Source organism: Sphingopyxis chilensis (assembly GCF_035930445.1).
Taxonomy (GTDB): Bacteria; Pseudomonadota; Alphaproteobacteria; order Sphingomonadales; family Sphingomonadaceae; genus Sphingopyxis; species Sphingopyxis chilensis.
Genome location: NZ_CP142394.1, coordinates 1,523,214 through 1,536,025, shown reverse-complemented (window position 1 = coordinate 1,536,025; position 12,812 = coordinate 1,523,214). Strand labels below are relative to the sequence as shown.

Genomic DNA, 12,812 nt, shown 5'->3' with positions numbered 1-12,812 from the left:
TCAGCTTTGCCAGCGCTTCGGCTCGATGTGCAGCGGCACAGGATCGCGGGCTCTCCACCCCGACGCGCCGATCACATCGTTGCTTTCCTTCGCGCGCCGTCCCGCGCCGAGCGACCAGGTGATATGGAAATGACTTCCGTCGCCGCGCGCGGTCCTGCCCCCGATTTCAACCACGAGCGCCTGCACCCCCACGCCATCGTCGGCTTCGCCGATGATGCGCGCTTCGGTTTCGAGCGGCAGCGGCGTCCCGGCGTCGGTGCCGAAGCGGAGCGTGATATGATCCGCCACGACAAGCGAATAGCGTGGCGGGAACAGCGAAAGCAGGCGCTCGCGCTCGGCATCGTCGATTTTCCAGCCGGCGATGGTTCTACCCATTGAACGCTTCCCTTGATTTGCTGGACGTTTCCCGTGATCGTTGGCGCCGCACGTCGCGCTGAGCTTCGGCGCCCGCTGTCGCATGAACGAACATTGCTGCCGCGGGTTGCGCGAATGCAACCTGCAGGGGGCGCGGCATCGGCAGGGCTCGTCAGCAGCGACCGCCGCTTCGCCTTGCAGCCCGCAACTCCGCCGCTGCGTCGGCCGATTATTCCCAACCCAGATCAATTTTTCGCGAAGATCGGCGGAGTTGAATCTGGCCGCGGGAACCTGAACCGGACGGTCGCGTCTGCCTTTTATGGCCGTGACCGGCACCGAGCCGTCCATGATCGACGACAGGCGGAGGCTCGGCGACACGCCGGGTAACTATTCGGCGGCGAAATCCTTCGGCGGTCGGCTCTGCGGGGCCTTCGACGGCCGCGAAGGCGCGTAGGAGAATGACAATGTCGATTCAGAAGATGGTTTCCCTGCATCCCGACGTCGTCGGCGAAACGAACGAACCCCTCGCCACCGCGGCGCGGCATGCGATGTTCTGCGCGCTGATGTGCACATCGTGCGCCGATGCCTGCGCCGCCGAACCGATGGACATGCAGCAGTGTATCCGCTCGTGCCTCGACTGCGCCGATGTGTGCGACGCCATGGCGAAGCTCGCCGTTCGCCGTACCGGAGAGAATATCGAGGTCCTGCGCCTGATGCTCGAGAGCTGCGCCAGCGTGTGCGAGCTTTGCGCCGCCGAATGCGAGCGCCACGACAATGATCATTGCCGGCTGTGCGCCGAGATGTGCCGCGAATGCGCCGCCGACTGCCGCGCCGCGTTGCCGACCGTCCAGTGAGCGCGAGCCACCATCCGCAATCGAGCTTCGATGCAAGCGATCCGGTCCAGGATTGAACTGAGCGTCGGGTGACCGTCGCCGCGAGCGACGACGAACTGCAGGCGGAAGCCCGGCCGCGCGCACATGCAATTTTGTCGCCGGTGCGACGGGGTGCCCTGCGGAACGTCGGCGTCTTCGCTCCACCGCCTGAAACTCCCCCCTATGCCATGCATTGTCCTCATAGCGGAGGCATTATCCTCATAGCGCAGGAGGCTTTTGATGCTGTTCGAAAACTGGGAAAATGTGGAACGCGTGCTGCTCATGGGCGGCGCCGCCTATGTCGCCCTCGTCATCATGCTGCGGCTGAGCGGCAACCGCACGCTCGCAAAACTCAGCGCCTTCGACCTCGTCGTCACTGTCGCCCTCGGTTCGACGCTCGCGACGATTCTGCTCAACCGCGATGTCACCCTCGTCGAAGGTGTCGTCGCCTTCCTGGCCCTGATCATTCTGCAGTTTGTCATAGCAGCGCTCAGCGTCCGCTTGCCGATCGTCGAGCGGCTCGCGAAGGCACGGCCGCGCCCCGTGCTGATCGACGGCGCGCTGGATGTCGACGCGATGCGGCGGGCGCGCGTCACGCGCGCTGAGATATTGGCCGCGATCCGGAGCGCAGGTTTCGGCGAGATCGAAGCGATCGCGGCGGTGGTGCTCGAAACCGACGGCAGCCTGAGCGTCGTCGCGCGCGACCGGGCCGGCACCCGGTCGGCCCTGCCGGGACCGTCCGCAAAATGAACAGCCCCGAACAGACCGAACTGGCCGAAAACCGCACCGATCTCGCCGAGGACCGCACGGTTCTGGCGCACGAACGCAGTTTCGCGGGATGGGTCCGCACGGGCATGGCCGCGGTAGGCATCGGCCTCGGCTTCAGCGCGCTTTTCCGAACCATGGAGCCTGCCTGGCTGCCCAAAAGCATCGCCACGACCTTTCTCATCGTCGCGATGTTCATCTTCGTGTCGGCCGAGCGCCGCGCCCGAACGCTCATCGATCGCCTCGAACCCCATAAGGTCAGCAGCCTGAAGCCGATGAGAATCCGCATTCTTTCAGCGGCCCTCGTCGGGGCGACCGTGGCGCTCGCCGCGACGATCTGGATCGCGGCGGGAAAATAACATCCGCTCTCGCGCCGACCTCGTCCAGATCCGGCGGCACGGCGACTTTCCGGTGCGTGGTAGCGTCGCGGCACCCCGGTCGCCGCGGCTACGCCAGCGAGCCGGGCGGCGGCCGCGCCGGTCAGACCGCACCCGACGCCGTATCCAGGATGCCGTATCCCAATGTCATCTGCCGACGCGACCGAGTTTGTGTCACCGAACGGTGCAAGACAATCGAGTGCCGTTCAGGCTCTCGGGAACAACCGCCGCCTGCGGCGGTTGATGGAGAAGAGGAGACGAGCATGTCCGACACCACAGACAATCGAATGCCCCGGGACGACGGCGACCTGCTCCCGGATCACCCCACCCCCGCGCAAGGCGGTGCATCGGGCGGAGATATCGCCCGCGACATCGGAAAGCGCGACGAGGAAAAACGCGCTACCGGCGCCGCCTCGGGCATCACGCGCGCCAAGAAAAGCGATGAGGTTCAACCGCAGCCCGCGACGCGGTCCGACCGTCGCGGGTCGGGCGGCTAAGCGCTCGGACACCGATTCGCGGCGCGCCGGCGGTGCCCTGCCGCCGCGACACGGCTGGCTCAGGAAAGCCGCCGCGCGTGGCGGAATCGCGCATAACGGCCCAGCAGGTCGTTGATCAGCTGATCCTCGGCATAACCGGTGACATCGTGCGGCTGATCGGCATCGGACGCTGTCGCAATCGCGCGATAATGCATCCGGTCGGGCTTGCGCGCCTTGGGCAATTCGGCGAACGCGAAGCTGGGGGAACGATAGGCCCGCGGCGCGACGGCATAGCGGAAGCTGTCGAGTTCGCCGTGGGAGATGGTGAGGCTCCAGCCTTCATCCCCGCCGCCAAGCTCGGGCGCGTGACCACTGGCCCTCAAATGTGCCGCAACATTCTCCAGCGCGGGGCGGACCGATCGGGCCAGAAAGTCCTCCACCTCGCCCTTCGAATAGAAATGCGTGATGCTGGTGAGACGTTGCTGCCAGCTCGGCTTCGCGGCTTCAGGGATCGGGGCGCCTGCCCCCGCAATATTCATCGCGATTCCGCGGCCTTCCATCTGCAGCGCGCGCAAAAGCCCGTAGCAGATGAAGATCATGATGACGGTGAAAGGCAAGGCACTGGCTATGGCCGCCGTCTGAAGCGCCTGGAGGCCGCCGGCGATCAGCAGAACGGCCGCCACAACCCCGGCGCAGACGGCCCAGAATATCCGTTGCCACACCGGCGTATCCTCGGCGTCCCCCGATGTTATCGTATCGATGACCAGCGCGCCCGAGTCCGCCGAGGTGACGAAGAAGGTGATGACGAGGAGCGTTGCCAACGCCGATGCGACCATCGACAATGGCAGATTCTCCAGCATCTCGAAGAGGGCGACCGGCATATCGACCGCTGCCGTCTCGGCCAGATTCGCGATGCCGCTCAGGTCCATCTGGATCGCGGTGTTGCCGAAGATGGTCATCCACAGAAAAGTGAAGAGCGACGGCACGATCAACACGCCCATGACGAACTCCCTGATCGTGCGGCCGCGCGATATGCGCGCGATGAACATGCCGACGAAGGGTGACCAGCTGATCCACCATCCCCAGTAGAAAAGTGTCCAGTCGCCGAACCAGGCATTGGGTTCATAGGCATACATGCGGAAGGTCCGCTGCACGAGCGAACCGAGATAAGCACCGACATTCTGGACATAGGCTTGCAGCAGGAAAACGGTCGAACTCGCGACGAGAACGAAAGCGAGCAGGGCGATCGCGAGGATGATGTTCAGCTCGGACAGGCGCTTGATTCCATTATCCAGTCCCGCCGCCGCCGAAATCGTCGCCAGCGCCGTAATCCCCGCGATCAGCATGATCTGGACGCCGCTTCCGACCGGAAGGCCGAACAGATGATGGAAGCCCGCGTTGACCTGCAAAACGCCGAATCCGAGCGACGTTGCCACACCGAACATGGTCCCGAGCACGGCAAATATATCGACGGCATGTCCGATCGGGCCATGGATGCGGCGCCCGATCAGCGGAAAGAGAGCGGAGCGGATAGTGAGCGGAAGGCCGTGCCGAAAGGCGAAATAGGCGAGCGCGAGTCCCACCACGATATAGATCGCCCAGGCGTGGAGGCCCCAGTGGAAAAAGGTGAGCACCATCGCCTGCCGCGCCGCTTCGACGGTTCCCCCTTCCCCGACCGGCGGCGCCCCGAAATGCTGGAGCGGTTCGGCGACGCCGAAGAAGAGCAGCCCGATACCCATGCCCGCGCTGAACAGCATCGCGAACCACGACAGATAGCTATATTCGGGCTCGCTTCCGTCGGGACCGAGCTTCACGTCGCCATAGCGGCTGAACATGAGAAAGAGCACGAAGGCGAGAAAGCCCGCGACGGCCACGACGTAAAGCCATCCGAAATCGACGATGATCGCGCTCTGCAGCCTGTCGAAGAGACTTCCGGCGGTGGTCGGGAATAATGCCCCGAATAACACGAAGGCGATGATGAGTCCGGCCGATACAAGGAACACGGGTGGATTGACGCGCATTTGAGCGCGGAGCCGGATCAGGCTTAGCTTCCGCTCGTTCATGTTGAGGCCTCCGCCGTCGCCAATAGCCTAACGATCGGAGAAATGCACGGTTGCGCACGGATGACACCGAGCGGCCGACGCGCGCGGCCTTCTCGGTTCCCCGCCTGCGATTGTGCCGGCTTGCGTCGGCGTGCGCTGGCTTGCGTCGGCTTTCGAGGCCGGCGGTCCCGTCAGCAATGGACCGGCTTTGCGCATCGCCTTTCGCGCGGGGAGCATATGGCATAACCGGCAGCGCGCTTGTGCACGCGGATCGGCGAGGTCGATGACGGATATGGGCCGTGAGCCGCGACAAGGCCCATGTGATGGACAATCGTCAACGCGGTGGACGCTCCGGCTGCCGATCACCCTTGTTCAGATGCCCCTGGAATCGAGGGACGGGCCGGACGAGCGCCGCGTCGCGCGTGGCCGCGACGCCATTGGCAGCGATGTCGTCGATCAGCCACTGCATTTCGGCGATTTCCTTGCGCTGAGCGCGGATGATGCGGTTGGCGAGTTCGCGCACCCGGACGTCGCTGATCCGCGCGCGCTCGCTGGTCAGAACCGCGATCGAATGGTGGGGGACCATGGCCGACATATATTCGCGGTCGCTCACGGTGCTTTGGCTTCGCACGAGGAACAGCGACAGCGCGAAAACGCCGACGGCGGCGCCGACGATGATCCAGTTCTTCTTCCTGTTCCTGTACATTCCCCGCATGAAGGCGAGCATCACGACCGCCATCGCCGCGCCCATGACGAACATCATCCAGAAGCGCGTCTCGCTCCACATGACATGATCGAGCGCATAGGTGTTGAGATACATCAGAGCGAACATGACGATGGTCGACGTGCCAAGCATCGCCATGAACCGAAGATAATTTCCCTCGCCCGCGCGGCGGGGCTGGCGCTCCGCTTCCATCCGCTTTCTCCTGTTCGCTACGAGAAAAGAGATGTTTGAGGCGCAGCAAAAGTTCCCGCGCATGCAGGCGGCCCTTTCCCGGCGGTCGGCCGACGCCCGTCCCCGGCTTCGCTGCGGGGCCTTCCAGCGCGCGGACCCTGACGCGGGCAGACCCTGGCATGCGAGGGCGGTCGCCCGCGGCAGCACGCGTCCGTCCGAGGGCGGCATCCGGCGCGCCGGCTGCGACCGCGCCCTCGTCAGTGAAAATCATGGCTGCGAACGCGCAGCAGCTCCTCCTCGGCGGAGCCGTGCGGCGGCGACGCCCATGTCCGCCCGCGCGGCGACCGGGCCGGATCGCGCGGATCGGGCCCGCCGCCTCCGCGCGATCCGTCGGCGCGGCCCGGCGCCACCGCGAAATCCATCCGCCCGATCGAGCGCAGCATATCGTCGCGGTCGACGATGCGGTCGCAGATGATGTGAATGATCTGGCCTTCCTTCTGGAGCCTGCCGCGCATCGCGATCATCGATGCCGACATGATCGGCCGGCGATAGATTTCGAACTTGTCGGGCCAGACGATGCCGTTCGCGATGCCCGTCTCGTCCTCGATCGTGACGAACAGCACCCCCTTCGCCGAGCCGGGGCGCTGGCGCACGAGGACGATGCCGGCGACCTCGACGTTGCGCCCGTCGCGAAGCTGCGCGAGATCGGCGCAGCGGACGATCCGCATCGCGTCGAGCTCGGGGCGCAGGAAGCTTAGCGGATGCGCGCGTAGCGAGAGCTGGGTGGTGCGATAATCCTCGACCACTTCGCGGCCGTCGGTCATCGGCCGGAGCTGCGTCTCCGGCTCGATCCCCTCGGGCGAGAAGGCCGCTTCGCGCGCATCGGCGGCGGCGAAGAGCGGCAGCGGCGCCTCGCCGAGTCCCCTCACCTTCCAGAGCCCCTGGCGGCGATCCTCGACGAGACAGCAAAAGCCGTCCGCCTCGGCGATCCGTTCGATCGCGGCGCGCGGCACGCCGGCGCGGCGCCAGACATCCTCGACGCAATCATAAGGCATGTCCCCCCGCGCGCCGACGATCGCGGCGCCGTGGACATTGGCGAGGCCGCGCGCCTGCCGCAAGCCGAGCCGCACCGCGAGCGTGCGGCCATCCCTTTGCTCGAGCGTGCAATCCCAGTGGCTGTCGTTGATCGACACCGGGCGCACCTCGACACCATGTTTTCTCGCATCGCCGACGATCTGCGCGGGCGCGTAGAAGCCCATCGGCTGCGCGTTGAGCAGCGCCGCGCAAAAGACGTCGGGATGATGATGCTTCATCCAGCACGAGGCATAAGCGATCTTGGCGAAGGAGGCCGCATGGCTCTCGGGAAAGCCGTACGAGCCGAACCCCTCGATCTGCTTGAAGGTCCGCTCGGCGAAATCCCTCGGATAGCCGCGCGCGACCATGCCGCCGACGAGCTTGTCGTAGAAATGGCTGACCCCGCCGGTGAGCTTGAAGGTCGCCATCGCGCGGCGAAGCTGGTCGGCCTCGGCGGGCGTGAAGCCCGCGCCGACGATCGCGACCTTCATCGCCTGCTCCTGGAAGAGCGGGACGCCCAAGGTCTTCTCGAGCACCGCGCGCAGTTCGGGCCTGGGATATTCGGGTTGCTCCCTGCCCTCGCGCCGGCGCAGATAGGGATGGACCATGTCCCCCTGGATGGGCCCCGGACGCACGATCGCGACCTCGATCACCAAATCATAGAAACATCGCGGTTTTATCCGCGGCAGCATCGACATCTGCGCGCGGCTCTCGATCTGGAAGACGCCCAGCGTGTCGGCCTTCTGGATCATGCCATAGACCGCCGGATCGTCATCCTGGAGATCGGCCATGCCGACCTCGATCCCCTTGTGCTCGCGCAGCAGGTTGAAGGCGCGGTTCATGCAGCCGAGCATGCCGAGCCCCAGCACATCGACCTTCATGAATTTGAGGACATCGATATCGTCCTTGTCCCATTCGATGATCTGGCGATCCGCCATGCGCGCGGGCTCGATCGGCACCAGCTCGTCGAGCCGCTCCTCGGTCAGCACAAAACCGCCGGGATGCTGCGAGAGGTGCCGCGGTGTCCCGATCAGCTGCTGCGCAAGATCGAGCGTGAGGCGCAGCCGGTGATCGTCGGCGTTCAAATTCAGCTCGGCGATGCGCTCGGCGGGAATACCGTCCTCCGACCAGCCCCAGACGAGCCCGGTCAGCATCTTGGTCAGATCGCGCGGCAGCCCGAGCGCTTTTCCCACCTCGGCGACCGCGCCGCGCGTGCGGTAGCGCGTCACGACCGCGGTGAGCGCCGATCGGTGCCGCCCATAGGTCTCGTAGATCCACTGGATGATCTCCTCGCGCCGCTCATGCTCGAAGTCGACGTCGATGTCGGGCGGCTCCTTGCGCTCGCCCGAGACGAAGCGCTCGAAGAGCAGCTCGTGCCTGATCGGGTCGATCGAGGTGACGCCGAGCAGGAAGCAGACGCAGCTGTTCGCCGCGCTCCCCCGTCCCTGGCACAGGATGCCGCGGCGCCGGCTCTCGGCGACGATCGCGTTCACGGTCAGGAAATAGGGCGCATAGCCGAGCTCGCCGATGAGGCGGAGCTCATGATCGATCTGCTTGCGATAGGCGGGCGGCACGCCATCCGGAAACATGCGCGCGGCGCCTTCCTCGGTGAGCGCCGCGAGCGCTTCCTGCGCGCTGCGGCCCGCCATCACTTCCTCATAGGGATATTGGTAGCGTATCTCGCCGAGATCGAAGCGGCAGACCGAGGCGATATCGGCGGCGGCCTGGATCGCGTCGGGAAACAGCGCGAAGCGCCGTTCCATCTCGGCCGGTGATTGCAGGGCGCGGTCCATGAAGCGCTCGCGCCGGAAACCGAGGGCGTCGATCGTGGTCTTCTCGCGGATCGCGGTCAGCACATCCTGCAGCGGACGGCGGTCGGGCGCGTGATAGAGAATGTCGCCGCACGCGACGCCGCGCACGCCGATGTCCCGCGCGAGTTCGTCGAGCGCGGCGAGCCGCGCAAAGTCGCCGGGGCGGCGCCGCAGCGTCAGCGCGAGATGGGCGCCGCCGCCGAAGATGTCGCGCAGTTCGCCCAGATCGCTGCGCGTCCGCGCGTCGGCGTCGCCGGGCAGCAGGATCGCAACCAGCCCCTCCGCCCGGGCCGCGACGTCGCCCCAGTCGAGCGAGCATTGGCCCTTCCCGCCCCGCGCCTTGCCGAGCGACAGCAGCCGGGTCAGCCGCGACCAGGCGGCGCGGTCGCGCGGGTAGAGCAAAAGCGAACGGCCATCGCGCAGGTCGATGCGCGACCCGGCGATGAGGCGGACGCCGGTCGCTTCCTGCCCCGAGAGCCCGCGCACCATGCCGGCGACGCTGCCGCGATCGCAAAGGCCGAGCGCCGAATGCCCCTGCAGCGCGGCCGCCGCGAACAATTCCTCGGGCGAGGACGCGCCGCGCAGAAAGGAAAAATGACTCGTCGTCTGCAGCTCGACATAGCGGGTCGCGCCGCCCGGTCCCCGAATGCCTCCGGCGCTCATCCGAACGCTCCGTGGATATACCAGCTCAGATCGCCGCTCGCCGCGTCGACGGCGTCGCCGCGGCGGAAGAGCCAGAAGCGCTCGCCGCTCTCGGTCTCGACCCTGAAGTAATCCCGCACCGCCCACATCTCGCCCGCGCGCCGCCACCATTCGCCATGGATACGCTCGGGCCCGTCGCCGGCGACGACCCGGTACGACCGCCCGCGCCACGCGAAGCGGCGCGGCGGATGATCGGGGAGCAGCGCGACGACGCCCGACAACGCCTCGGGCCGCGCGAGCAGGCGAACGGGCCTTGCCCATATCGGCCAGCCAGCCGGCTTGGCCAGCGGGCCGATGCGCCCGACCGCGCGTTCGGGAACGTCGCTCTCGCGCGCTTCGAGGCGGAACAGCGCCGCCTCGCCCGCGCGCCCCGCGAGCTGGTCGACGAGCGGCGCGAGGTCGGGCGCGCGCGGGCCGGTGTCGAAGCCCGGTCCGATCGCCGTAGCGGCCAGCGGTTCGACCTGCGGCGCCGCGAGCGACATCGCCTCGATTCCGAGCCCCGGCTCGATCCGCTCGATGCGCAGCCGGAACAGGTGCAGCAGATGCGCAGCGTCGCGCGTCGCGCGCGCCGTGCCGATCGCGACGAGCTGCTCGCCCATGTCGACCCGCTCGCAGCGAAGCACCGCGCTGCGCAGGCCGAGGCCCCGTCCCCCGAGATCGGCGACGAGATCGGCGAGCAGGTCCGCGATAACCTGCCCGATGGCCTCGGCGGTGCCGATCGGCTCGACGAGCGAGCGGCGCACCACCGGAAGGTCGAACGGGACGACGGGCACGATCGGCTCGCGCGCAAATCCCAGCGCCTGGTCGAGCCTTTCGACCGCGCCGCGCCCGAGCCGCCGCGCGAGCGGCGCGCGCGGCATCGGATAGAGATCGGCGATCCGCTCGATTCCGAAGCGCGCTGCGGCGACAAGGGCCTCCGGCGCGAAGCGAAGCGCCGCGAGCGGCAATGGCGCGAGCGCCTCGCTTTCCTGCCCGTTTGCCAGCACCCGTTTCGCCGCGCCGCCGAAGCGCGCGAGCGCATAAGCGGCGCCGGGCGTGCCGGCGATCGCGATGCGCGCGGTGAACCCGAGACGGTGCACGAAAGCGACCAGCCGCCGCGCGAAGCGCTCTTCGCCGCCGAACAGATGCGCCGTGCCGGCAAGCTCGAGCCACAAGCCGTCGGACGCGCAGACCGCCGCCGTCGGCGTCCAGTGGCGGGCGGCATGCAGCGCGAGCCGGTCGAGCCATGCCCGGTCTCCCCCGGGATCCGCCTCGCGGACGTCGAGACCGGTCACGAGGGCGCGCGCATGGGCGGCGGCCATCCCCGGCGCGATACCCAGTTCGAGCGCCGCCGGGCAAGCCGCGGTCACGACATCGCGCTGGCCGGTTCGCGCGACGAGGATGGTCGGACATAGGCTCGCCGAAAAGGGTATGGAAAGGGGAATGGTGCCCGGCGATCCGTCATCGCGCCGGAACGTCCGGAACGGCGGGTCGGCGGCCTCGCTGCGCCGTCCGAGTTCGCGCATGGGGGGGCGCTGGTGCTGCGGCAAGGCGTCGATCGCGGCACGCTTGTCCGGTGCGCGCGCCGCTTCTTCCCGCGCCCAGCGCGCCCCGGGACGCCAGCCGCCGCCGCGCGGCACCGAACAGGCCCCCGGCATATCGTCGATCGCGGCGCCGTCGAGCGGCATCGGGGTTCGCGGCCCCCGCCGCGGCGGCTCAGGCCGCGTGTCTTGCCGCCCCGCCTGCGGCAATCGCGCGCCCCGGCGAAGCCGTTCGATCGCGAGTTGCGGCAGGTAGAGCGAGGCGACCCTGGTCATCGCACGCCTCCAGTTCGAGGGAAAAAGGCGGGCCGCCGCGCTGGCGGACGAGCTCGACGGTCCAGCAGCCGCGGCCGACGCCGGGGACGGCGAGCCCCGTCGACGGCAAGGTGCCGATGCGCCACCGGGTCATGGCAAGCGAGGGGTCGGCGAGCGGACATTGTCCGGACCGCCGATATCGCCGGTAGAGGATCATCGGCGTGCCCCCTTCCGACGCCGCGAGTTGCAGGCGGCGCGTCGCGGTCTGGTCGGCGGCCTTCACCTCGGCGACGACGCAGGCCAGCGAGCCATCGCGCAGCGCGTCTTCGCACATCGCGAGCAACATCCTGTCGTCGCCGCCTTGCGCGTAAAGGACGCGCTCGGGCCCGAGCCCCGCCTGTTCGAGACCCGGCGCATAAAGGTCGAAGCGGGTCAACGCCCAGAGCGCCGAAACGCCGGGCGCCGCAGCAAAACGGGCGGCAATCCCGGCGGCGAACAGCGTGGCGGCGGCATCGTCGCTCAAGCTTGCGGACGCGCCCGCGACCTCGTGCAGGCCCGCGCCATCGAGCCCGCCGCCGGCGAGAAGGCGATCGAGCGGCGCCACCCCGAACGGCAGCACGGGTCCGCGCGCGGCCGCGGCGCGCGCCACCGCATCGCGAAGCGCGGCAAGCTCCCCGGCGCCGGGCCGAGGCAGGGAGAAGGGCATCATGCTCATATGGTATCGACTCGGATGTTCCCCTTATGTTTCACCGAGTCCGAAGGCGCGTCAAGCCGGGTGCGGCAAGCGGCTGTGGATCATTCAGCCTCGCGTCACCTCGCGGCCTGTAAACACGGGACCATTCATGCCCCTCACCACCGATCTTCCCTGGGACCAGCTTGCGATCTACGCCGTCGGAGCGGCGCTGATTCTCCTCCTCCTGTTCAGGATTCCCTATGTCGGCCGCGTCTTCAGCGCGCTTTTCTCCTTTGCGTTGCTCGCCTTCGCCATTTTTCTCGTCCTGCAGCAGGCGCCGTTCGACCCCAATCTGTCGCGCATCACCGCGAGCCTCGGGCTCGACCGCCAGCGGGTCGTCGGGGGCGAGGTTCGCATCCCGATGGCCCGCGACGGGCATTTCTGGGCCGCGGTGCGCCTGAACGGCACCGAGCGGCGGATGCTCGTCGACAGCGGCGCGACCGTGACCGCACTCTCGCGCGGCACAGCGAGCGCGGCGGGCATCGAGCCCGACGCTACGCTCATGCCCCTGATCATGAAGACCGCGAACGGCACCGTCCGCGCCGACGCCGGAACGGTCGGCCGGCTCGAGATCGGCGACATCGAAGCGCGCGGGCTCAAGGTCGTGATCGCGCCCGGGCTCGGCGACACCGATGTGCTCGGGATGAATTTCCTCTCCGAACTGCAATCGTGGCGCGTCGAGGGAAAGACGCTCATTCTCGTGCCCGCGGCGCCGAATGGAGCGGCCGATAAGGGACAGATCAAGGAGGCCGCCCGCTATGTGAGGGAAGAAGCCTTCGAAAATGGTGACAGCCCCGAAGCGAAGCGCAAGGCGCAGGAAGGCCGCGACCTCCGCAACGCGGGCCGCATCGAGGACGGCAAGCCGCCGAAGACGACGCCCCCCGGAACCGACAGCTAATCGTCGCTCGCCGACCCATGGCGAACTGAGCCCGCCTC

At 67.8% G+C, this 12,812-nt stretch carries 11 protein-coding genes; 5 read left to right on the top strand and 6 right to left on the bottom strand.

Annotation, left to right across the window (positions count from 1 at the left end):
* Window positions 1-375, bottom strand: a complete 375-nt coding sequence (locus tag VSX79_RS06895; protein ID WP_326914958.1) for a hypothetical protein — start codon at window positions 373-375, stop codon at window positions 1-3.
* Between the two features lie 443 nt (window positions 376-818).
* On the opposite strand from VSX79_RS06895, the gene VSX79_RS06890 reads away from it, so the two are divergent.
* The 4 genes from VSX79_RS06890 (at window position 819) to VSX79_RS06875 (ending at window position 2,865) form a co-directional block, all read left to right on the top strand.
* Window positions 819-1,208 (top strand): four-helix bundle copper-binding protein, encoded by a 390-nt coding sequence (locus VSX79_RS06890; RefSeq protein ID WP_326914957.1) that lies wholly within the window; start codon window positions 819-821, stop codon window positions 1,206-1,208.
* A 258-nt stretch (window positions 1,209-1,466) separates the two neighbouring features.
* Window positions 1,467-1,976, top strand: coding sequence for a DUF421 domain-containing protein (locus VSX79_RS06885; RefSeq protein WP_326914956.1), 510 nt, complete (start codon window positions 1,467-1,469; stop codon window positions 1,974-1,976).
* Entirely contained in the window at window positions 1,973-2,350 is a 378-nt protein-coding gene (locus tag VSX79_RS06880; protein WP_326914955.1) for a DUF202 domain-containing protein, read from the top strand. The genes VSX79_RS06885 and VSX79_RS06880 overlap by 4 nt, the downstream gene beginning before the upstream one ends.
* Window positions 2,351-2,631: 281 nt before the next feature.
* Window positions 2,632-2,865, top strand: a complete 234-nt coding sequence (locus tag VSX79_RS06875) for a hypothetical protein (RefSeq protein ID WP_326914954.1) — start codon at window positions 2,632-2,634, stop codon at window positions 2,863-2,865.
* Between the two features lie 59 nt (window positions 2,866-2,924).
* On the opposite strand, the gene VSX79_RS06870 is transcribed toward VSX79_RS06875, so the two are convergent.
* The 5 genes from VSX79_RS06870 to VSX79_RS06850 all read right to left on the bottom strand — a co-directional run bounded on the left by VSX79_RS06870 (window position 2,925) and on the right by VSX79_RS06850 (window position 11,858).
* Window positions 2,925-4,907, bottom strand: a complete 1,983-nt coding sequence (locus VSX79_RS06870) for a BCCT family transporter (RefSeq protein ID WP_326914953.1) — start codon at window positions 4,905-4,907, stop codon at window positions 2,925-2,927.
* 313 nt (window positions 4,908-5,220) lie between these two features.
* A complete protein-coding gene (locus VSX79_RS06865) occupies window positions 5,221-5,802 on the bottom strand; it encodes a DUF305 domain-containing protein (protein WP_326914952.1) in 582 nt (193 codons plus the stop codon).
* Window positions 5,803-6,038: 236 nt separating this feature from the next.
* Entirely contained in the window at window positions 6,039-9,329 is a 3,291-nt protein-coding gene (locus VSX79_RS06860; protein WP_326914951.1) for an error-prone DNA polymerase, read from the bottom strand.
* Window positions 9,326-11,164, bottom strand: a complete 1,839-nt coding sequence (locus VSX79_RS06855) for a DUF6504 family protein (RefSeq protein WP_326914950.1) — start codon at window positions 11,162-11,164, stop codon at window positions 9,326-9,328. The genes VSX79_RS06860 and VSX79_RS06855 overlap by 4 nt, the downstream gene beginning before the upstream one ends.
* Window positions 11,064-11,858, bottom strand: a complete 795-nt coding sequence (locus tag VSX79_RS06850) for an ImuA family protein (RefSeq protein ID WP_326914949.1) — start codon at window positions 11,856-11,858, stop codon at window positions 11,064-11,066. The genes VSX79_RS06855 and VSX79_RS06850 overlap by 101 nt, the downstream gene beginning before the upstream one ends.
* A gap of 127 nt (window positions 11,859-11,985) precedes the next feature.
* Between VSX79_RS06850 and VSX79_RS06845 the strand changes: the two genes are divergently transcribed.
* Entirely contained in the window at window positions 11,986-12,774 is a 789-nt protein-coding gene (locus tag VSX79_RS06845; protein WP_326914948.1) for a retropepsin-like aspartic protease family protein, read from the top strand.
* Window positions 12,775-12,812: the final 38 nt, after the last annotated feature.

What these genes read in the sequence shown, in the direction of transcription:
- VSX79_RS06875 (WP_326914954.1), top strand. Translation starts at nt 2,632, where the DNA reads ATGTCCGACACCACAGACAATCGAATGCCCCGGGACGACGGCGACCTG.
- VSX79_RS06855 (WP_326914950.1), bottom strand. Translation starts at nt 11,164, where the DNA reads ATGACCAGGGTCGCCTCGCTCTACCTGCCGCAACTCGCGATCGAACGG.
- VSX79_RS06870 (WP_326914953.1), bottom strand. Translation starts at nt 4,907, where the DNA reads ATGAACGAGCGGAAGCTAAGCCTGATCCGGCTCCGCGCTCAAATGCGC.
- VSX79_RS06845 (WP_326914948.1), top strand. Translation starts at nt 11,986, where the DNA reads ATGCCCCTCACCACCGATCTTCCCTGGGACCAGCTTGCGATCTACGCC.
- VSX79_RS06885 (WP_326914956.1), top strand. Translation starts at nt 1,467, where the DNA reads ATGCTGTTCGAAAACTGGGAAAATGTGGAACGCGTGCTGCTCATGGGC.
- VSX79_RS06865 (WP_326914952.1), bottom strand. Translation starts at nt 5,802, where the DNA reads ATGGAAGCGGAGCGCCAGCCCCGCCGCGCGGGCGAGGGAAATTATCTT.
- VSX79_RS06890 (WP_326914957.1), top strand. Translation starts at nt 819, where the DNA reads ATGTCGATTCAGAAGATGGTTTCCCTGCATCCCGACGTCGTCGGCGAA.
- VSX79_RS06850 (WP_326914949.1), bottom strand. Translation starts at nt 11,858, where the DNA reads ATGAGCATGATGCCCTTCTCCCTGCCTCGGCCCGGCGCCGGGGAGCTT.
- VSX79_RS06895 (WP_326914958.1), bottom strand. Translation starts at nt 375, where the DNA reads ATGGGTAGAACCATCGCCGGCTGGAAAATCGACGATGCCGAGCGCGAG.
- VSX79_RS06880 (WP_326914955.1), top strand. Translation starts at nt 1,973, where the DNA reads ATGAACAGCCCCGAACAGACCGAACTGGCCGAAAACCGCACCGATCTC.
- VSX79_RS06860 (WP_326914951.1), bottom strand. Translation starts at nt 9,329, where the DNA reads ATGAGCGCCGGAGGCATTCGGGGACCGGGCGGCGCGACCCGCTATGTC.